We start from the raw sequence: 20,603 nt of genomic DNA, 5'->3' as shown, positions 1-20,603 counted from the left end.
CATCCTGATTGCTAAGGATGGCTTTTTTTAACCACAAAGTTTCGTAAAGAAAGTGTTGGGTACGGCTGATGATATTGTGGAGTCAATACTTGCCCATTAAAGACTTAAAGACAGCAACCCTAATCTCATTGCCCGACCATATAATCATAAACTGTCTTCGATAAACCGGCTAACTGTTCTGTTGCTTTGTCATATTCTTTGAGATTTTTTGACAAAATCACCAACACATAAGCTCTTCCATCCGGTAGATACACTATTCCAGCATCGTGATGTACTCCTACGATTGAACCTGTTTTATGGGCAACTTTCACTTCATCAGGAAGGAAATAGGGAATGATGGAGTTAAACTGCTGGTCTTTTAGGATTGAAATCATTTCTACGCAATCAGCCTCTGTCCCAGCTTTACTTTCAGCAATTGCCCGCATGATGACCATGAGGTCTTTGGCAGTAGTCGTATTGCTGAGACCCAACTCGTATGCTTTGGTGTCCTCCACTCCTCGCAAGACTTTGATTTTGTCAGCTCCTAGAGCCCGCATGGTGGCTGTGATATTTTTGGCTCCCACCAGCTCTATCAAGACATTAGTAGCCAGATTGCTGCTGACTGTGATCATACTGTAAGTCAGATCTTTGAAGGCTACAGAAGTTCCTATTTTGCTGTAAATATCATCATCACTGTCATCCACTATATCCATACTATAGAAGCTGCTATCGACGATACTCTTGAATTCATTTATCAGGACAATAGAATCATTGAGGTCTATTTTTCCTTCTTTCTGCTGCTTATACAGTTCAATCATCACCGGTACCTTCATGGTGCTGGCCGCATGGAATTCTTCCTCGGCATTGATCATCAAACTATCCGACGGATCAGCGAGATTAACATATGCCAGAGCTACATCGCCATTGATGGAGTCAAGCTGGGTCTGAATCGAAGCATGTAATAGTTCTAATTGGGATTTTTCCCCCTTACACGATAACAGAAGGCTGATAGCAAAGCATTGGAGGATTAGGGTAGCATGAAAAGCTGTTTTCATTTGTTTGAGGGTTCTTTAGGATAAATAAATTCAAAGGCTTTCTAAGATAAAAATTTCTTCGGAAGTCCTTCCAGTTTTAGTTTTCAAATCCAGCGAATTAGGAAATAACCAGATTCCCACTTCTTTCCAGATTTGTCCCCTATTTTTGATACCATGAAAATTTTGCTGATAGAAGATGAGCCTCAGCTGGCGGAAGCAATCCGGGCCAGTCTGGAAAAGGAGCTTTACCTCGTCGAGCATGTCATTGATTTTGCTTCAGCCACAGAGAAAGTCTCCCTTTATACTTACGATTGTATTTTACTGGACATCATGTTGCCGGGGGGAAGTGGTCTGGAGATTCTCGGGGAGCTGAAGAAACGCCACATCGGTGGAAATGTAATCATTATTTCAGCAAAGGATTCTCTTGATGATAAATTGACCGGACTGGATCTGGGAGCAGATGATTACCTGACCAAGCCATTTCATATTTCCGAATTAAGCGCCCGGATCAAAGCAGTATTTCGAAGGAAAAATCTGAACGGGACAAATCAGATTGCTACAGCAAATACCGCTCTAGACTTAAATGAAAGGACTTTTACTGTGGATGGAGAACTAGTACTGCTGAACAGAAAGGAATTTGACATCCTCAATTATTTTCTGGTCAATAAAAACAGGCTGGTCACAAGAAATGCCCTGGCAGAGCATGTCTGGGGAGATCACATAGATCAGGCAGACAATTTTGATTTCATTTATTATCAGATCAAAAACCTCAGAAAAAAACTCCAGTCTTCTGTTGCAAAAATTGAAATCCAATCTATCTATGGAGTTGGTTATAAACTCGTAGAACTGTGAAGCTGCTTAACCAGTCTCTCAAATATCTTTCGGTTTCCATCTTTTTGATCGTAACGGTCTGGTCGGCTGTTTTTTATTTGAACATGCTGGATGAAATCCATGACAGCATTGATGATGGACTGGATAATTACAAACTTCTCATCATCAAAAGGATGGAAAATGACAGCACTGTTTTACTAAAACCTGATTTCGAAGAGGGGAACTATACCATACATAAGATTGAGGAAACCAAGGCCCTGGGCATGCGCGACTACTTCACTGATACCTTGCTCTACATGCAAAATGAGGATGATCTGGAACCTGTCCGCATGCTGACATCAGCTTTTAAGCATGGGGACGACTATTATCAGCTTACCGTTTTTAACTCTACGGTAGAGGAAGACGATCTGATCGAAGACCTTTTCTATTCCATTATCTGGTTATATGTGATTTTGGTGGTAAGCATTATTCTTATCAACAATGTTGTATTGAAGCGGCTTTGGAAACCATTTTATTCATTGTTGAATGAGCTTAAATCCTATAGGATAGATAAGGAGTCGCCGCTTCCTAAAGTAATTGGTGATACCAAGGAATTCAGAGAATTGGAAGTTGCGGTGGGCGCACTGATTATCCGTGCCAGAGAAACGTACTGGAACCAGAAGAAATTTACCGAGAATGCTTCCCATGAATTGCAAACACCCTTGGCGATTATTTCCACCAAATTGGAATTGATGCTGGAAAAAGAAAGTCTTGGATCTGAAAATTCCGAAAATGTAGGGCAGATTTTACAGACCATCCAACGCCTGACCCGCTTAAACAAATCATTGCTCTTGCTTTCGAAAATAGAGAATAGGCAGTTTAACGAGCTGGCTAAAGTGGATTTTGCCATGCTTGTAAATCAGTCCGTAGAAGATCTGGAAGATTTCGCAGGCTTTCGAAATGTAGAAGTTACTGTAGAAGAATCCGCTAAACTCAACTTTCTGATGGATGAGAGTTTGGCCTCAATCCTTGTAAGTAATCTCCTTCGGAATGCGATTTTCCATAATTTAGAAGGAGGAAAAGTACGAGTAAAATTAAATGAAAACTCCCTTCGGGTCAGCAACACAGGAAAGGGAAAAGAATTGGATTCCAAAAAGATTTTTGACCGCTTCCAAAAGGAAACCAACAACAATTCCAGCACAGGATTAGGACTGGCGATTGTATATGCCATTTGCAGATTGTATGGATTCGAAGTGAACTATACTTTTGATGGACAGCATTGTTTTGAGGTGAAAATGGATTAACCAGTCAAACTGGAGAGCTTTGGATCTATAACTGGAATGTTCTGCAGGCCTAAATATCTTACCTAAAGCTATGGCATACCAGCATACCAAGAAATGACTTTGTCCATAAGTCTTTTGACAATTTTAGGATTTTCATCAGCAAGGTTTTTTGTTTCCCCGCGATCTCTTGACATATTATAAAGTTCTGGACGTCCGCCGTCATAGTCACAAAGCAGTTTCCATTCCCCCTCTCTAACAGCAAGGTCCGGTAGGTTTTCTAATCCATAATAGTTCTTCCTGTCAGGGGGACGGCTGTAAAAAATAGGTGCTTGACGGGAAGCCTTAGACTTTCCAAGAATGGTCTGCATGACATTTTCTCCATCCGTCATGCTGGTTTCCGGGCTTTCTGTAAAAGCTAAAAGCGAAGGAGTAATATCAATGGCCGAAAATACTGACTCCTTGTTTCGGCTTCCAGCTGCACTTGGATCAATAAAACCTGGCCCCCACACGATCAACGAGGACCTGATTCCTCCATCGTATAGGTGTGTTTTATACCCTTTCAAGTCCCCTGCGCTTCCAGCTCCTAATTCAGGGCCATTGTCAGAGCAAAAGAGAATCAAGGTATTTTCCTTTAGTTTCTCCTCAGACTGGATGTACTCAAACAGTTTTCCCATTTGCTGGTCCATCGCTTCCAAAACCGCCAAATACAACGCTCTTTTACCTTCTTCCTTTGCCAACCCATATTCTTCAAAAGGCGGCCAATAAGGACTGTGCACATCATCAGGCCAAAGATTTACATAAAATGGTTGGTCCTCTTCACTTGCTTTGGAAATAAAATCAAGTGCCGCATCCACAAATCCCGTGGTGATTTCAGAACGCTGCATCCAAATATACCCCTCACCCAAAATCTCCGCATTCTCCCAGATCTTCCCTATTTTCCCAGTCTCATCTTTGGTCATGGGCAATAGCTTGGGGCCCATCCCCTCAAAATTTGTCAAGGACTTATCAAAACCATAGGCTGTGATTGGCGGAGCTTCAGTGACATCCCGCTGGCCACCCATATGCCATTTGCCAAAGTGGCCAGTGGAATACCCAGCTTGCTGCAGATTTCTGGCCAGCATGGGAGCTGAAGGATCCAGCCAATTGGCGATATCCCTTACCTCATTTTGCTTTCTATTGTCAAGGTATGAAGTAATGTTCCAGCGCTGCGGGTAGGTGCCGGTGGAGATTGCCACCCGGGAAGGAGAGCAAATCGGTGAATTAACGTAAAACTGCTCGAAGGAAATTCCCTCTCGGGCGATCTTGTCAATATTCGGTGTTTGGGCGTCCGTATTTCCAAAAGAGGACAAATCAGCCCACCCCATATCATCTATAAAAATCAAAATAATATTGGGCTTTTTATTCTTAGTTTGAGAATATCCAACAGAATTATAAGCCAAGAACAGTAAAGTGACAACAAGTAATTTCTTCATCAGGTGAGATAGGATAATTGCGGGAAAATCAATTCCCGTTAACGAGTCAATGACCTTAATTTAAAATTTTTGCTCTGGCGAAACAATGTGATCCCGCATCTGCTGAACACTAACCGGATAAAAGGTTAAAACCGCTTATGGAAGATTACACTTTAAGATCTTTTTGCCTTTGCCGGAGATATTTTTTCCATCTCTTACAGATTCCCAATTGTTTCCAGATTCCCACTTTTTCTTTGAGGCATAACTTAAAAACCATATTCCGATGAAAACGCAAATCACACTTATCTCCACTGCACTTACACTCATTTGCATAGCCACTTTTGCCCAGGATATCCATCCAAGCGAAGTCCCTTCAATAGTGGTAAACAATTTCAAAAAGGAATTCCCCAGGGCATCAGACATCGAGTGGGAATTGGATGGCAACAACTACAAGGTAGATTTTGAAATTGGCTGGGGTACAGACCATGAAACCTGGTATGACACCGCTGGAAATATGCTGAAGCATGAAGAGGAAATCCCCAAGAGCAATCTTCCAAATGAAGTGATTTTCAAAATCAACTCAGATTTCAAGGATCTAAGAATCGATGGGTCAAAGAAAATCACTCAAGGCACGGAAGTCACTTACCAAGTAGAGCTTGAGAATTTGATAGAAGAGTGGAAAGTCATTTTCTCCTCGACAGGTGAAGTACTCCATAAAATCGAAGACTAATCCGCAGTCTATTACATCTTTTCTCATTTACAAAACAGGTTAGACCTTTCTTCAATAGACAACCCAATGTTTAAGAAACTCACTTTTGCCACATTCCTACTTCTTACGTTTTCTTTAGCGCAGGCACAAGTACAGGATAAAAACAAAGAAAAATCCGCTCGTGGGTGGTTTGATAAAATCCACCTGGGAGGCTATATGCAGATTCGGTATAACGGACTTTTTCAGACCAATCCGGAGCTGGAATGTGAGCAATGTGATGAGGCTTGGGGTGGTGAGCAAAACTCTCTGTCCCTTCGAAGACTTAGGTTCAAACTGTATGGACAGATCCATCCTCGCGTATTCTTTTATTTCCAACCTGACTTTTCAAAGTCCGTGGGAGAATCCATTCATGTAGGAAGGTTGAAAGATGCTTATTTTGACCTTGGATTGGATATTAACAATGAATTCCGACTTAGGATAGGGCAAAGTAAGGTGCCTTTTGGCTATGAAAACATGCAATCCAGTAGTCAACGCCTGCCACTGGACAGAGATGATGCGCTAAACAGTGGACTAAAAGACGAGCGGGATGTGGGGATATTCTTCTACTGGGCCAACAAGCAACAACGGAATTTGATGAATGAACTGAAAAAGAACGGGATGAAGCACTCCGGGGATTTTGGGGTTTTTGCTTTGGGGATTTACAACAGGCAAACCGCAAATCATACAGACAGAAATGGTAAATTCCATGTTGTCTCCCGGTTTTCTTTACCGATACAAATAGGAAATCAGGTGATTGAGCCCGGGATTCAAGCGTATCGAGGGACATATGTTCTGCTGGAAACGAGTCCTGGAATCAAGTCTTATGAGACCAAAGAATACCTGGATGAGCGGGCAGCAGTTTCTTTTGTGCTATATCCAAAACCACTCGGAATCCAGGCAGAATATGTGGTCGGGAAAGGCCCAGAATTCAGCAAAGAAACCCAAAAAACAGAAACCCAGAATTTACAGGGTGGTTATGTGACTTTTTCATACATCACCGGAGATCTTATTCCATTTACCAGGCTTCAATACTACGACGGGGGAAAAAAGCATGAACTGGATGCCAGAAGCTACACGGTAAAGGAGCTGGAATTAGGATTGGAATGGCAACCGGTGAAAGCTTTTGAACTGGTAGCTATGTACACTTTTTCGAATCGCCGTTATGAAGATTTCCAGCTGCAAGAAAACCACCAAGCAGGAAGTTTGCTAAGGCTACAGGCACAGCTGAACTTTTGAGATAAGTAAAAAAACCAAGGAATGCTACGAGTTCCAGGACACGACTTGGACATTCTCCTAGGGTAGCATCCCATTTCATTGACTCCGTAAAATCTTTTCCATTTTTCTGCCTTTTGCCAGCTCATCTACCAGCTTATCCAGATACCTTACCTGTTGGGTCAATTTATTTTCTATTTCTTCTACGCGATAGCCACAGATGACACCGGTTATCAGGTTGGCTTTAGAATTAAGCTTTGCTCTTTCAAAAAACTCTTCAAATGTAACCTTCTCCTCAATCAGCTTTTGGACACGGTCTTCATAAAAACCTGTGAGCCATTCTATCACCTGATATAGTTCTTCTTTGGTACGGCCTTTCTTCTCTATTTTTGTTACATAATGAGGGTAAACTGAGGCAAAAGTCATTTTTGCTATACGCTCATCATGATGGCTTGTGCTTGTCATAAGTAGAGGTTTTAAGTAAAAAACGCATTTTTTTTGAGCTTTCCTATATGGCTTTTTTTAACTTTTCTCCGGATTTTTACTTAATCCTAGCCATTTTTACGCACATAACCTAATATCCCCATTCAGCATGTACTCCAGATTTTCTTTTGTATTTATTTTAATTTCTTTTCTGTTCTCCTTTTCTACACTGGCTAGTGTGGACACTGTAGCCACTTATAGTTCTGCCATGCAAAAGGAGATCAAAGCTGTAGTAATCACGCCTCAGAACTATAACCAAACCAAAAAATACCCGGTGGTCTATTTACTACATGGCTACTCGGGCAACTATACCGATTGGATCACTAAAGTTCCGCAACTGTCCTTCTATTCAGATCTATACGATATGATCATAGTTAATCCTGATGGAAATTATGGAAGCTGGTATTGGGATAGCCCGGAAGTATCCGAATCCAAGTATGAGACCTATGTGGCAAAAGAATTGGTAGAATTTATCGACAAAGAATACAGCACGGTACAGGATCGGGAAGGTAGAGCGATCACGGGATTGAGTATGGGAGGGCACGGTGCGCTCTACCTGGCATTTCGTCATCAAGGTACCTTTGGAGCTGCAGGAAGCTTAAGTGGTGGTGTGGATATCGGCCCATTCCCAGAAAATTGGGAAATGAAAAAATACTTGGGGACCAAAGCTGAGCATCCTGATCGCTGGGAAGAATACTCTGTACTCTATCAAAGCAATCAGCTGATTCCAAACAGATTAAAACTTATCATAAGCTGCGGCACTTCAGATTTTTTCTATCAGGTGAATTTAAAGTTGCATGAGCAACTTGCTTACAACAACATCCCTCATACCTTCATCACCGGGCCAGGGGGCCACACCTGGGATTATTGGGAAGATGCCGTAAAGTACCAGTTGCTGTTTTTCCATGATTTTTTCCCAAGGAATCAATCCTCTCCAAATGCAGAGCATTAATAGGTCTTAGCTCAGTTTAAATAATTGTGAATAATTAAGTTTATTGGATACACATATCTGTCAGTAGGCACGGTTTCATTTGTATCTTTAGTAGATTCTAAATCCCACTAAAAAATTGCCGGGATTTTATCACTGTTATCAATTGTGTATATGCTAAATCGTAGGGATTTTATTAGGCAGACGGGGTTGACCCTCACTGCTACTGGATTAGGATTATCGGGTTTCACACCACGAAAAGCACCAAAATACAAAATGGGGCTACAACTTTTCACTATTAGGGCCCCTATGGCTGAGGATCCAAAAAAAACTTTGCAAACCATTGCGGGCTATGGCTTTCAGGATACTGAAACCTATGGTTATGATGGCGCCTCGCAGCAGTTTTATGGTATGCCAGCTGCGGACTTTCAAAAATTGCTAGAAGACAATTCCCTGCTTAGTACCAGTGGACATTACGATTTTATCAAGTTCTTCAACAGCTCTACGGAAGAACTTCTGCGCTATACAGATCAGAGTATAGAGGGAGCGCATAAACTAGGGCAAAAATACATTACCTGGCCATGGTTAGACCCTGAAAACCGTTCCATTGAAAAATTCAAGATCCTCACGGACAAATTGAACCTGATAGGTGAACGGGTACAAAAGGCAGGACTAGGGCTTGCTTATCACAATCATGATTTTGAATTTATTGATCATAATGGTGAAACCGGATATGACATTATACTAGAGAATACTGATTCTGAATATGTAAAATTGCAGATAGACCTTTATTGGGCAGCTCATACTTACCCAGGCACAGTACATGAACTTTTTCAGAAAGCTCCCGGACGCTTTGTGATGTGGCATATCAAAGACATGGATAAAATAAGCAGGGACTATACTGAGTTGGGTAATGGATCAATTGATTATTCCCAAATTCTTCCAGATGCCGAATTTGCCGGTATGGAATATTACTATATCGAACAAGGGGGAAATTTCACTCTTAACCCAATGCAGAGTGTAAAGGAAAGTGCTGGGTTTTTCCAAAAAAACTTGGCAAACCTACTTCCTTAAATAAAAAGAAAAGAATATTGGCTCAGGAGAATGTGTTATCTAACACAAGACTTACAAATCCATAAACGGCGAGGAATATAAAGGCCTAAACAATAATTTTAAAGGAAAAATAAACCAAATATGAATAAGAGATACCTACTAGGTGTTGGCTTGGCACTATTTCTAGGAGCTCAGGCACAGGCACAGGATGAAATCATCGACAAAATCATCCAAGAAGAAACTGAAAATTCCCAACTGAAGCAGATCGGTCATGAACTGATGGACGGAATTGGGCCAAGATTGGTCGGATCACCTCAAATGCAGCAGGCGCATGATTGGGCTGTAGAAAAATACAAAGGTTGGGGTATAGAAGCCCGCAACGAGCAGTGGGGCGAGTGGAGAGGATGGGAAAGAGGCATCACCCATATTGACATGGTGGCTCCTTGGACTAAATCTCTGACAGGTCAGCAACTTGCCTGGAGTCCAGCTTCTCCTGCAGGTGGAACCCAGGGTGAAGTAGTTATTTTACCAGATTTGGCAGATGAAGCGGCATTTACGGCTTGGCTGTCCTCTGTAAAAGGCAAATATGTGATGATTTCTGCTCCTCAGGTGTCTGGTCGTCCGGACTATAACTGGGAAGAGTTTGCTACCGAGGAATCTTTCGAAAAAATGAAAGAAGAACGAACAGCATCCACCAATGCATGGAATGAAAGATTACAGAAAACAGGAAAAGGGCGTAGAGAATTGCCTGTTGCACTGGAAGAAGCGGGTGCTTTAGGCATCATTACATCCTACTGGTCTCAGGGATTCGGAGCAAATAAAATTTTCTCGGCATTCACCAAAAAAGTGCCTACTGTGGATCTTTCTCTGGAAGACTATGGATTGCTTTTCAGATTGGCTGAAAATGGCAGCAAGCCAGAGATTAACCTAAATGCCCAATCCAAGGAAAACGGGATGGTACCAACTTTCAATACTATTGCTGAAATCAAAGGAACAGAAAAACCAGACGAGTATGTGATGCTATCTGCCCACTTTGATTCCTGGGATGGCGGTACAGGTGCGACAGATAATGGTACAGGCACCATTATGATGATGGAAGTGATGCGTGTGTTGAAAAAGGTATATCCTAACCCCAAAAGAACAATCTTGGTTGGTCACTGGGGCTCTGAAGAACAGGGATTGAATGGCTCAAGAGCTTTTGTAGAAGACCATCCTGAAATGATGCCAAAAATCCAGGCATTATTCAACCAGGACAATGGAACAGGACGCATAGTCAATATATCCGGTCAGGGATTTATACACAGCTACGAATACCTAGGCAGGTGGATGAATAAGGTACCTCGGGAAATAACCAAAGATATACAAACCACTTTCCCTGGAAATCCAGGCGGTGGTGGCTCTGACTACGCTTCCTTTGTGGCGGCCGGGGTACCTGCATTTTCCCTCGGCTCGCTCAACTGGTCCTATTTCAATTATACCTGGCATACCAATCTGGATACGTATGATAAAATTGTTTTTGACGATGTTCAAAACAACGTGATCATGGCTGCTATCATGGTTTATTTGGCCAGTGAAGAAGATGAGCAAGTATCTAGGGAAGTGAGGATCCCTACTGGGAGAAACGGTGAACCTACCGAATGGCCAGCCATGAGATCACCTACTAGGAAAGGCGGGGTGGATTAAGCAACACAGACTTTATTAATAAAAAATGCCACTCAAATCGTGGCATTTTTTATATTCATCATCAAGCCTTCCGCACACAGGAGGCTGGACAACCCACATAATCCAATTCTGAGAAAGCGAAGAAAATCAATTGCTTAATTTCACGGAGCAGGAAGGCTCAAAACCAAAGAGCATATTATGCTTCATCCCTGACTGATTTTTGCGAATGGTGAGTTCCTTTCACATATTCTATTGCATACTGTAAGATATTGTCATTAGCGGAAGCCAAAAACCTTTTGTAAATTTCTAGCTTATCCTGAGTTGCCATGAAAAGTTATTTTACACTGCTTTTGTTCTATCTGTTTATTGCCTCCCCAACGATTTTTGCGCAGCAGAGAATTCTGAAAAAAGCGATGATAAAAGCGGAAGGAAAGGGTTTTTCCGGGGTCGTATTGGTAGCCAACCAAGGCAAAATCGAGTTCGAGGAGGCGATGGGGATGAGAAGTTACGAACAAGGTGTCCCACTTCAATCAACAGATATTTTCGAGTTGGCTTCCTTATCCAAGCAGTTCACCGCTATGATGGTCATGATCTGCAAGGAAAAAGGTCTGTTGGATTTTGACGATTTAGCTTCGGAATATGTGGAAACGCCTTATCCCGGAATCAGCATCCGTCACTTGCTTACCCACACCAGCGGTCTTCCCGATTATCAGGCAGTCATGGATGAGCACTGGGACAAAAACCAAGTGGCAGGCAATACGGAAATTCTTGAGTACCTGAGAAAATACGTTCCTCCGAAATCTTTTGAACCTGGAGAAAAATACGAATACAGCAACACGGGCTATGTGATTCTGGCCAGTATTGTGGAAAAAGCTACCGGAAAAGATTTTGTAAAACTGTCTGAAGAGTGGATCTTCAAACCGTTGGGTATGGAAAACACAGCCATTCGATCGCTATCCGAAAAAGTTAAAGTCCCCAATTTTGCCGCAGGGCATTTGAAAAATGATCAGGGACAATACGTCAATGCAAATACTTTTCATGCTGCAGATTATACCGTTTGGCTGGGCAACCGCAAAGGTCCTGGCAGGGTAAGCAGTAGTGCGGAAGATCTTTTGAAATGGGATCAGGCTCTTTACACAGAGCAATTGGTTTCCAATGAAACCCTCTCAGAAGCCTTCACCCCATTTAAGCTAAATAATGGCGTCTTGAGTTATTATGGTTTCGGCTGGGAGATCAAAATGAAGAGTCCATTTGGCAAGGTAGTGATGCACACAGGGGACAATCCGGGATATAAAACGATCATAGTACGATACATAGAAGAAAACAAAACAGTGATTGTGCTGAATAACAATGCCCATCCGGATATGATGAAGGTAGTGGAATCCGCAAATCTCTCTTTCGGGAAAAAGTAAGTTTTCAGACCCTAATAGTACATCCTCTTCATAGTTGACTGACTATATATTTTGACTCCTCCAGTCTTTTGTCCCGATTCCCGGAAATCAAATAATGTGGAAAACCACTCTCTTCAGCCAACTTTTTATATAGGCCAAGGAAGTAATCCCTCATCTCCAGATCGGGATATTCACGCAAAGGATCAGGCTCCCAAGGCAAATCTGTATCGGTCAGCAAGATCAAATCATAGCTTCTAAGCCTCATTTGCTCCATAACCCAGGGATCTGTTTTTCCAAATCTATGCTCAGACCAAATGTGGATAACTCTCAAGTCTGTATCACAAAATAGATAACGGTTCGCTTTTTTTGCCAGCTTGTCTTCAAGCTCCATTTGACCCTTACCGATTTTGGCCATATCCTCATAGCGGTATTCTCTGTCCAGTTTCTCCAAGTATTCCCGGGCAAATTCAGGAACCCAAGGCTCTCCGAAATGATTGGCAAGATCTGAAGCCAGTGTGCTTTTACCAGTGGACTCTGGCCCCAAAATCAATATTCGCTTAGGGTAAGGCATGCTTTCTCGCAGATTTGATCCAGGCAATTAATCCCATTATAGCCAAAACCGTAAAAAAAAGATATTGGAAGGATGTCAAGATCAATCCTTTATAGAAGTAAAGAGGAATCGCTACAAAATCTGTAATAATCCAAAAAATCCAGTTTTCCACCTTTTTCTTAGCCATCAGCCACATACCTACAAAAGCAGATGCTGTAGTAAAGGAGTCCCAATACGGCACATCGCTATCTGTGAAATTAACCAGCACGTAGGAAAGGAAAAGATAAGAAAACACTAAAATCACTGATGCTATAAGCCAGCCTTTTGCCTTCATCCATGTAACCGGCACCTCCGCCGCTCCTTTCTTGGGGTGAGTCCATACATACCAGCCATAAACTGACATGGCAAAATAATAGGCATTGATACCCATATCCGCATACAATTTATATTGAAAGCAAATCCACACATAGATAAGCGTGGAAATAATCCCGGTAGGATAGACAAGGATATTCACTCTCATGGAATAAAAAACCGAAGCTATGCCAAGAAATACGGCAAAAGCCTCCAGCCATGTCATCTGACTAATACCCTCTGCAAAACCATCGATTAAAAACTGGAAATCCATGGTGCGAAGAAAGGGATAAAAGTTGGAAGGTGGCAAAGAGGTAAAGCGGAAAAATTCTATCTCAGCTGAGAAAACGACTTAGAACAGTGGGCTTTTTTATGACATCTTAGAAAAATTCCTCAATACGAGCCTGGCATATAGCATAAATTAAAAAGCCTCCCAAACACGAAAGGAATCGATAAATGTAAGAAAACGTTACTAATCGCTATTCCCCGTTAGTCTTGATGAGAGAATAAATAGGCCTTGCCCCATCCCTTTGCATATCCCAGATAAGATCACCATTCAGCCAAAGTCTATTTACTATAGAAGAATTGGAGCTAAAACTAAATTCAGCCTCCAATGTGTCCACACTTCCGTTGTTCCACTCCAAATAAGTAGTAGGCAAGGCTTCTTCCTCAGAGGAGTTCAAGATTACATTGAGAACGTAGCTATCTGCATCTGCCAGGGATTCAGGCTCAATGATCTTGGGGAAACTTCTCAGATGGTTAATTCTTGAATCATACACATCTACCCTCTCTCCGTCCAACAAAAAAGAAACTGCCACATCTCTGATGTCAATATGCTCAGGATTACTAGGGTTCAGTAAGTCCATATTGGCATCATTGACTATACTGAAGTTAAATGAGGTATCGATATTAGTACATTTACAGGGCTCCTCTTTTTCCTGACATGCACCCAAGACGAAAGCTAACAAGATTACCAGCCAAAATCCCCTATAGAAGATTCTCATAGTTTAAATTTTTAACCAAAGATTCACCATGATATTAATTATGCAAGAAATCCCCCAAATCAAAATTTCAAGCTCAACATTTTCATACACTTACCTGACGATAAGCATTAGATAAATGCTACACGACGGTCCATATTTGGCACAAAATTCATCGAAAACCAACTTTTTGTTCCCCTTATAATATGACATCCAAAAAAATCATTGATGAGGTTTTGCCATTCCTTATTTGGAATTTGTAACAAGTGCAAAACTTTCCAAGGACTTCCTCTGTTCCTTTCGTAACTTTGCAAGCTATGACTTTGAGCACTTTATCCGCTAAAACAGACATCGACTCCCTCGATCCCAGAGAATACATCATCATCAAAAACGCCCGGGTAAATAACCTGAAAAGCCTGAGCGTGGCGATTCCCAGAAATAAATTTGTCGTGGTCACGGGGCTTTCAGGTTCAGGAAAATCATCCCTGGCGTTCGATACACTTTTTGCCGAAGGCCAAAGAATGTATGTGGAAAGCCTCAGTTCCTACGCCCGCCAATTTCTGGGCAGGATGGAAAAACCTGATGTGGAGTACATCAGAGGAGTGGCTCCCGCCATCGCTATCCAGCAAAAAGTCAATACGAAAAATCCCCGATCTACAGTCGGTACCACCACAGAGATTTACGATTACCTTAAGCTACTTTTCTCCAGAATCGGTAAAACCATCTCTCCTGTTTCCGGCAAGGAAGTAAAGCACCACACCGTCACGGATATTGTGGATTTTATTCAGTCTTTCGAAGAAAGATCGAAAGTCATGATCTCCTGTCCCCTACAAGTGGGGCGCGGAAGAAAGATCAACCAAGAGCTGGAATTGCTGTTGCAAAAGGGATATACGAGAATTCTGATAGATGATGAGGCCTATTTTGTAGAGGATCTGCTTCAGGAGAAAAAGATCCCAAAAGGCAACTATGAGATTCTGGTAGACCGGATAGCTGTGCAAAAGGAAGATGAGGACAATCAGTTTAGGATCGCTGATTCTGTACAGACGGCACTTTTCGAGGGCCACGGAGACTGTAAAATCACCATCCCGGGGATTGAAACCAAGAGTTTTTCAGATCGCTTCGAACTTGATGGAATGCAATTCGAGATTCCTTCGGTCAACTTTTTCTCTTTCAACAATCCATTCGGAGCGTGTAGAACTTGCGAAGGTTTCGGAAACGTCCTTGGCATAGACCCTGATCTGGTGATTCCGGACAAAAGCCTCTCCATATACGAAGGAGCGATAGCTCCTTGGCGGGGGGAATCTTCCAGGACTTGGGTAGAACCACTTTTGAAAAAGGGGATAGAGTTTGACTTTCCTATCCACAGAGCCTATGAAGATCTCAATGAAAAGGAAAAAGCCTTGCTTTGGACCGGGAACAAGTACTTTAAAGGCCTCGATGCTTTTTTCGAAGATCTGGAAACCAAAACTCACAAAATACAGTACCGGGTGATGCTTTCCCGCTTTCGGGGCCGCACCACTTGTCCGGACTGTAAAGGAACCCGCTTGCGAAAGGACGCTTCTTATGTAAAAATAGAAGGAAGATCCATCACGGATTTGGTGTTGATGCCGATAGATGAAGCATTGGCATTTTTCAACGAACTGAATCTACCTCCACATCAAGCTAAAATCGCCAACCGCCTTCTAAAGGAAATCCAAAGCAGGCTTTCTTATATGGATGAGGTTGGGCTTGGATACCTGACACTGAATCGACTGACTTCTACGCTTTCCGGAGGCGAATATCAGCGTATCAAACTGGCGACTTCACTGGGATCCGCACTAGTGGGCTCCATGTACATCCTCGATGAACCAAGTATAGGCTTACACCCCAGAGATACTGATCGATTGATCGGCGTTTTGAAATCGCTTCGGGACCTGGGTAATACCGTAATCGTGGTAGAGCATGAGGATAAAGTGATGAAAGCCTCCGATCAAATCATCGACATCGGCCCTGATGCAGGTGTAAATGGCGGTGAATTGCTTTTCCAGGGCCCTATTGAGGAGCTGATAACCGCGGCAAATACCTATACAGCAAAATACCTACGCGGAGAAGAGAAGGTCTTCAACAAAGAAAGGAACCGAAAGTGGAAAGACTCCATAACGGTAAAAGGTGCCAGAGAAAACAACCTGAAGAATATTACTGCCAAATTCCCCCTGAATACCCTGACCGTAGTCACAGGTGTTTCCGGTTCCGGAAAATCCACTTTGATCAAAAAAGTGCTTTATCCGGCTCTTGGCAAAATACTTGGAACAGTAATAGACGAAAGCGGAAAATACGACAAAATCGAAGGTGATTATAAGTCCATTTCCCAAGTGGAATTTGTGGATCAAAATCCCATCGGCAAGTCTTCCCGCTCCAATCCCGTGACTTACGTAAAAGCATACGATGCGATCAGGTCCTTATTTGCTGAGCAGTCTATTTCTAAGCAGAGGGGCTACAAACCAGCGTTTTTTTCCTTCAATGTGGATGGCGGTCGTTGTGAAAACTGTGCCGGAGAGGGCATAATCACCGTGGAGATGCAGTTTATGGCGGATATACACCTGACTTGCGAATCCTGCAAAGGCAAGCGGTTCAAAAATGAGATACTGGATGTGAAATATAAAGACAAAGACATCTCAGATGTGCTGGACATGACGATTGACGAAGCACTGGACTTCTTCAAAGGAAAAACCCAGATCATCAATAAACTGCAGCCACTTCAGGAAGTAGGTTTGGGCTACATAGGGATGGGACAAAGCTCCAACACCCTCTCAGGGGGAGAAGCTCAACGAGTAAAACTGGCGTCTTTTCTGGGCAAGGGCGGTACCAAAGCCGGGGATCGCATTCTCTTTATCTTCGATGAGCCTACTACCGGACTTCACTTCCATGATATCAAAAAACTCCTCCACTCCATCAATGCGCTGATCGATCAAGGCCACTCGGTCATTATTATCGAGCATAATACCGAAGTGATCAAATCCGCAGACTGGGTAATTGATCTGGGGCCGGAAGGAGGAAATAAAGGAGGTTACCTGACGTTTGAAGGAACTCCTGAAGATATGATGAAGGAAGAAGAGAATTATACGGCGAAGTATTTGAGGGAGAGTTTTGTGTAATTGATCCTGTAGCTATAGTAGTCTCCCGCTGATTTTCGCAGATAAATACGCTGATTTACGGTGATCTTCAGTTGAAATTTAGACTAAAGCGGGCTGTGTAGGAGTGAAAGTCTTTTGCCTTTTGTTTATAGAGCTGCCATTACCTAGCTTGATTTCGTCTACATCTCTGCTTAATTTAACTCAGTTTCGGTTTTAATCTGCGAACATCTGCGATTCAAATCACCGCTTATCTGCGGGACAAAGCCTTCAAGATTAAACACGTTTCCCTACTTATCTACCGATCATTTGATAGCCTCACTTTAAAAAATCGAATACTCAAGCTCCACTTCACCATTTATTGTTCCCCTCATCCAAAGCCCAACTTATCACACTAGCAAGCTCGTAGTACTTCAAGACTATCCCTACTCCTTATCTCTAAAATCTTAATTATCCTTAAAGCAGTTAGCTTTATTTTGCAAAAGGCTATGAGTTGGATATATTTCATTGATAACTAATGGAATGGGCATTCCCCCTATTAATTCAAAATCACTATGATCCATCGATTACTGGTTTTCTTCGCCTTAGCAATTTTGCCCCAAATCTCCTCTGCCCAAAAACGTGTAGAGGTCAAAGACCCTGAAATCAAGTTCAGCTACCTGTTGCCAGATCGATGGCAAGTAAAAGATGATGGGTATGATTACATTATTCAATCTACTGATATAAAAGGTGCCAGTATTTCCATCACTTACTTGGAGAATGCCAAAGGATCCGACTATTTAGAATCCCTTGGTAAAAAACCGTCTTTTGATGAGGATTTTGATTTTGAACTTCGCTATGTGCTGGCAGATGAGCACCTGAACTTAAAGGCACTTGAGCAAGGGCGTACAGTGATCGATGATTCCCCGGCTAGATGGGTAAAGTTTCAGTATGGAGCCCAAGGAGACAAAACAGGCATTTTCTATATGTACCAAAAGCTCGACCAGACTTTCAAAATAACCAGCGCTGCACCCACAGTTGACTTTGAGAAATTTCATCTCACTAATTCTTCTATTTTAGAAAGTCTGCGATCAGAAAAAGTGAAGTGAATGGAAAGTTTTCGTTATTTCTAATATCTTCGCAACACTATCTGGAACCTTAGCTCAGTTGGTTTAGAGCGCTGCTTTGACAGAGCAGAGGTCATGGGTTCGAATCCCCTAGGTTCCACAATTTTTCCCTTCTTCCATATTTCGATTGGCTAAGCAACCTTGTTGAAAAAAGCATCAACCATATGCTGATCCTGTGGGAAATTGAAAACCTCCACAATCTTACCGTCCTCAATTTTCCATAGCAAACAGGACATGGCATTCAAGACAGGCCTGCCGGGCGCAGTACTCCAGTTTCTGTGACAATCGATTACATAACTGTCATTTACGCCCATTACAATCTGCTCGGCCTTGAATCCAAATTGATTGAGCTTTTCCAAATAATCCATAAGTTCGGCAATCCCATTTTTCGTTCCGCTAAATGGGTGCTTGCCTGGAATGTGCCACTTGATATCTTCAGACATTACCTGCTTCATTCCTTCAAAATCAGCAGTTGAATAAGCTTTGAAAAAGCTTTCGATTAATTGAATGTTTAGGTGCTTTCCGCTCATTTTTTCTCAGTTTAGTTAAGTAAAACTACAGCGGCAGAATCCTGAAAAACTTTAACTACATTAAGATTTTTATATATATCCGTTTTTCTGTCAGTAAAGCAATAAAGGCATCATAGGATTAGGAAAACTTTAGCGCTGAAGCCACTTCGGTCATCCGTCTTCGGTCTTCCAGCCAGTAAAACAAAGAAAATATGGCTACTGGCATCATTTCGGGTAATCATAATGATTCAGATTTCTTTCTCTTATCCATCTGATTGAAATATTCCGGAGAAATCCCCAGAAAGGAAGCAATTCTCTTCTGGGATAAGCGATCTTTGACCGCAGCATATTTCCCACAAAACATTTCATAACGCTGCTCCGCTGATTGGGACATTTGATTGATAATACGATCGTTGGCAGCCATACTTGCATTCTCGCTGAGTATCCTAAAGTATTTTGCGAAGGGAAGAGACTTCACCAATAATTCATCTAGAGATTTCTTTGATATTTCAAGCAAAACCGAATCCTCAAGAGCTTCGATTCGCATAATTGAGGGTGATCCAGTACTAAAACTTTTGAAATCGCCCGCCCACCAGTCTTCATGAGGAAAATTCAGCGTATGTACTTTTCCTGTTTCGTCTAGTACCGAACTTTGAAATAGACCGGAAACCACAAAGCTTTCGAAGTGGCAAATATTTCCAGGTTCAAGAAGAACAGTTTTTCTTCTCATTCTTTTAATGGCAAAATAGACGCTAATTCTCTCCATCTCAGACTCATCTATTTTGACATGTTTTTCAATATGTGCCCTGAATTTCTTAAAACATTTCTCTGATTCTCTTTCCATATGGAATTAGGTTTGCAATTCACAATAACGAGATTTTGAAGGCTGCATGTCTTTATGACCAAATCTTTTTATTTGGACTAGCTGTTTTCCCAAGATTCCTACAGATCTAAAATAAAGCCTTATTTTAGCATAACCCTCAGAAAAACCCACGACAATATGTCTAAAGATGATATACGCTGGAAACAACGCTTCTCTAATTTCAATAAAGCAATGAATCATCTGGAAAATGCATTACAAATTGAAAAACCGGATATCGTCCAGAAAGCAGGGATTATCCAGTTTTTTGAGATGAGTTTTGAATTAGCGTGGAATATGGTGAAGGATTATTTGGAAGATCAGGGCTTTGTGGATATCAAATCACCAAGAAGTGCTTTAAAGAAGGCATTCGAAATGGGGACGTTGGAAAATGGGCATGACTGGATGGATTTGTTGCAGGATAGAAACTTAACTGAACATACCTACGACGAGCAAAAAGCAAGTGATATGGAGCAACTGATCAGTAATAAGTACTTTCCACTACTAAAAGCTTTGCTAGACACTTTCAAACAAAAGCTAGATGAAGAATAAATTTGGTCTTTTGGATACGGATTTGGACGCAATTCTTAGTCTGTTGAGAGATCATGCTGGGGTACAAAGTGCTTATATTTTCGGGAGTCGTGCCAAGGGGAACTTCAGAAATGGCAGTGATGTGGATATTGCTCTTAAAGGGGAAAACTTAGATTTTGACACAATAAGTAAGATTAGTTATTTCTTGAATGAAGAGACCAATATGCCTTACAAATTTGACGTGCTAAACTACCATTCCATCAAAGAAGCTGCGTTGTTGGAGCATATCGATAGAGTGGGGGTAGAAGTATATAGGCGGAGTTATCAAGCTCAGCAATAGCATAATCAAACGGCAATCTTAGCTATTGCTATTCCAGATCAATATAAACACTCTCCTTGCCGAGATTCAGGTTTTTTACAAGAGTGGTCTTCCCCACCTGCCTTGGGCCAAGAAGGCCTACGGCAAGGGAAATTGACAGGTATTCCTGAAGCAATGGGAGAATTAATCGATCTTTTACCATGAAAATCGAAAGTATGATTTACGATTTTCATGGTAATACATGTTAATACATC

21 protein-coding genes and 1 tRNA gene are annotated in these 20,603 nt (G+C 41.9%); 13 read left to right on the top strand and 9 right to left on the bottom strand.

Annotation, left to right across the window (positions count from 1 at the left end; translation table 11 throughout):
* Positions 1 to 125: 125 nt before the first annotated feature.
* Entirely contained in the window at positions 126 to 1,034 is a 909-nt protein-coding gene (locus tag LZF95_RS12380; RefSeq protein ID WP_233755314.1) for a serine hydrolase, read from the bottom strand.
* Between the two features lie 153 nt (positions 1,035 to 1,187).
* Between LZF95_RS12380 and LZF95_RS12375 the strand changes: the two genes are divergently transcribed.
* Together LZF95_RS12375 and LZF95_RS12370 are read left to right on the top strand one after the other, a co-directional pair.
* Positions 1,188 to 1,865: a response regulator transcription factor gene (locus tag LZF95_RS12375; RefSeq protein WP_233755313.1), complete on the top strand. Its 678-nt coding sequence runs from the start codon at positions 1,188 to 1,190 to the stop codon at positions 1,863 to 1,865.
* Positions 1,862 to 3,127: a HAMP domain-containing sensor histidine kinase gene (locus LZF95_RS12370; protein WP_233755312.1), complete on the top strand. Its 1,266-nt coding sequence runs from the start codon at positions 1,862 to 1,864 to the stop codon at positions 3,125 to 3,127. The genes LZF95_RS12375 and LZF95_RS12370 overlap by 4 nt, the downstream gene beginning before the upstream one ends.
* Before the next feature lie 68 nt (positions 3,128 to 3,195).
* Here LZF95_RS12370 and LZF95_RS12365 read toward each other — a convergent pair whose 3' ends face one another.
* Positions 3,196 to 4,578 (bottom strand): sulfatase, encoded by a 1,383-nt coding sequence (locus LZF95_RS12365; RefSeq protein WP_233755311.1) that lies wholly within the window; start codon positions 4,576 to 4,578, stop codon positions 3,196 to 3,198.
* Positions 4,579 to 4,840: 262 nt separating this feature from the next.
* On the opposite strand from LZF95_RS12365, the gene LZF95_RS12360 reads away from it, so the two are divergent.
* A complete protein-coding gene (locus tag LZF95_RS12360) occupies positions 4,841 to 5,287 on the top strand; it encodes a PepSY-like domain-containing protein (protein WP_233755310.1) in 447 nt (148 codons plus the stop codon).
* Positions 5,288 to 5,353: 66 nt separating this feature from the next.
* Positions 5,354 to 6,541: a porin gene (locus tag LZF95_RS12355; RefSeq protein WP_233755309.1), complete on the top strand. Its 1,188-nt coding sequence runs from the start codon at positions 5,354 to 5,356 to the stop codon at positions 6,539 to 6,541.
* A 75-nt stretch (positions 6,542 to 6,616) separates the two neighbouring features.
* On the opposite strand, the gene LZF95_RS12350 is transcribed toward LZF95_RS12355, so the two are convergent.
* Entirely contained in the window at positions 6,617 to 6,982 is a 366-nt protein-coding gene (locus LZF95_RS12350; RefSeq protein ID WP_233755308.1) for a DUF2200 domain-containing protein, read from the bottom strand.
* Between the two features lie 127 nt (positions 6,983 to 7,109).
* Here LZF95_RS12350 and LZF95_RS12345 point away from each other — a divergent pair, with 127 nt between their 5' ends.
* The 4 genes from LZF95_RS12345 to LZF95_RS12330 all read left to right on the top strand — a co-directional run bounded on the left by LZF95_RS12345 (position 7,110) and on the right by LZF95_RS12330 (position 12,055).
* The gene (locus LZF95_RS12345; protein ID WP_233755307.1) at positions 7,110 to 7,952 is read left to right on the top strand and encodes an alpha/beta hydrolase family protein; all 843 of its coding nucleotides are present in this window, start codon (positions 7,110 to 7,112) and stop codon (positions 7,950 to 7,952) included.
* Between the two features lie 309 nt (positions 7,953 to 8,261).
* Complete coding sequence (locus LZF95_RS12340; RefSeq protein ID WP_233755306.1) at positions 8,262 to 9,002, top strand: sugar phosphate isomerase/epimerase; 741 nt, start codon at positions 8,262 to 8,264, stop codon at positions 9,000 to 9,002.
* 120 nt (positions 9,003 to 9,122) lie between these two features.
* Positions 9,123 to 10,664: a M20/M25/M40 family metallo-hydrolase gene (locus LZF95_RS12335; RefSeq protein WP_233755305.1), complete on the top strand. Its 1,542-nt coding sequence runs from the start codon at positions 9,123 to 9,125 to the stop codon at positions 10,662 to 10,664.
* 305 nt (positions 10,665 to 10,969) lie between these two features.
* Positions 10,970 to 12,055 carry a serine hydrolase gene (locus LZF95_RS12330; protein ID WP_233755304.1) on the top strand — a complete coding sequence of 362 codons (1,086 nt, stop codon included), beginning with the start codon at positions 10,970 to 10,972 and terminating at the stop codon, positions 12,053 to 12,055.
* 28 nt (positions 12,056 to 12,083) lie between these two features.
* Here the strand turns inward: LZF95_RS12330 and LZF95_RS12325 are convergent, their stop codons facing one another.
* The 3 genes from LZF95_RS12325 to LZF95_RS12315 form a co-directional block, all read right to left on the bottom strand.
* The gene (locus LZF95_RS12325; protein WP_233755303.1) at positions 12,084 to 12,605 is read right to left on the bottom strand and encodes an AAA family ATPase; all 522 of its coding nucleotides are present in this window, start codon (positions 12,603 to 12,605) and stop codon (positions 12,084 to 12,086) included.
* Positions 12,592 to 13,209, bottom strand: a complete 618-nt coding sequence (gene pnuC, locus LZF95_RS12320; RefSeq protein ID WP_233755302.1) for a nicotinamide riboside transporter PnuC — start codon at positions 13,207 to 13,209, stop codon at positions 12,592 to 12,594. Before pnuC ends, LZF95_RS12325 begins: the two co-directional genes overlap by 14 nt.
* Before the next feature lie 205 nt (positions 13,210 to 13,414).
* Complete coding sequence (locus LZF95_RS12315) at positions 13,415 to 13,939, bottom strand: hypothetical protein (RefSeq protein WP_233755301.1); 525 nt, start codon at positions 13,937 to 13,939, stop codon at positions 13,415 to 13,417.
* 293 nt (positions 13,940 to 14,232) lie between these two features.
* On the opposite strand from LZF95_RS12315, the gene uvrA reads away from it, so the two are divergent.
* From uvrA to LZF95_RS12300, 3 genes are all read left to right on the top strand, one after another.
* Entirely contained in the window at positions 14,233 to 17,049 is a 2,817-nt protein-coding gene (gene uvrA, locus LZF95_RS12310; RefSeq protein WP_233755300.1) for an excinuclease ABC subunit UvrA, read from the top strand.
* A gap of 530 nt (positions 17,050 to 17,579) precedes the next feature.
* On the top strand, positions 17,580 to 18,113 hold the full coding sequence (locus tag LZF95_RS12305; protein ID WP_233755299.1) for a hypothetical protein: 534 nt from the start codon (positions 17,580 to 17,582) through the stop codon (positions 18,111 to 18,113).
* Between the two features lie 43 nt (positions 18,114 to 18,156).
* Positions 18,157 to 18,231 (top strand) — tRNA-Val (locus tag LZF95_RS12300).
* Positions 18,232 to 18,262: 31 nt separating this feature from the next.
* Here LZF95_RS12300 and LZF95_RS12295 read toward each other — a convergent pair.
* Positions 18,263 to 18,661 (bottom strand): nuclear transport factor 2 family protein, encoded by a 399-nt coding sequence (locus LZF95_RS12295; RefSeq protein WP_233755298.1) that lies wholly within the window; start codon positions 18,659 to 18,661, stop codon positions 18,263 to 18,265.
* 217 nt (positions 18,662 to 18,878) lie between these two features.
* Positions 18,879 to 19,484: a Crp/Fnr family transcriptional regulator gene (locus tag LZF95_RS12290; protein WP_233755297.1), complete on the bottom strand. Its 606-nt coding sequence runs from the start codon at positions 19,482 to 19,484 to the stop codon at positions 18,879 to 18,881.
* Between the two features lie 156 nt (positions 19,485 to 19,640).
* Here LZF95_RS12290 and LZF95_RS12285 point away from each other — a divergent pair, with 156 nt between their 5' ends.
* Together LZF95_RS12285 and LZF95_RS12280 are read left to right on the top strand one after the other, a co-directional pair.
* The gene (locus LZF95_RS12285) at positions 19,641 to 20,051 is read left to right on the top strand and encodes a nucleotidyltransferase substrate binding protein (protein WP_233755296.1); all 411 of its coding nucleotides are present in this window, start codon (positions 19,641 to 19,643) and stop codon (positions 20,049 to 20,051) included.
* Complete coding sequence (locus LZF95_RS12280; protein ID WP_233755295.1) at positions 20,041 to 20,370, top strand: nucleotidyltransferase family protein; 330 nt, start codon at positions 20,041 to 20,043, stop codon at positions 20,368 to 20,370. The genes LZF95_RS12285 and LZF95_RS12280 overlap by 11 nt, the downstream gene beginning before the upstream one ends.
* Positions 20,371 to 20,398: 28 nt before the next feature.
* Here LZF95_RS12280 and LZF95_RS12275 read toward each other — a convergent pair whose 3' ends face one another.
* Positions 20,399 to 20,551 (bottom strand): hypothetical protein, encoded by a 153-nt coding sequence (locus LZF95_RS12275; protein ID WP_233755294.1) that lies wholly within the window; start codon positions 20,549 to 20,551, stop codon positions 20,399 to 20,401.
* Positions 20,552 to 20,603 lie beyond the last annotated feature (52 nt).

The sequence above is a fragment of the Algoriphagus sp. AGSA1 genome (assembly GCF_021390545.1).
Lineage (GTDB): Bacteria > Bacteroidota > Bacteroidia > Cytophagales > Cyclobacteriaceae > Algoriphagus.
This window is presented reverse-complemented; position numbering and strand designations above follow the sequence as displayed.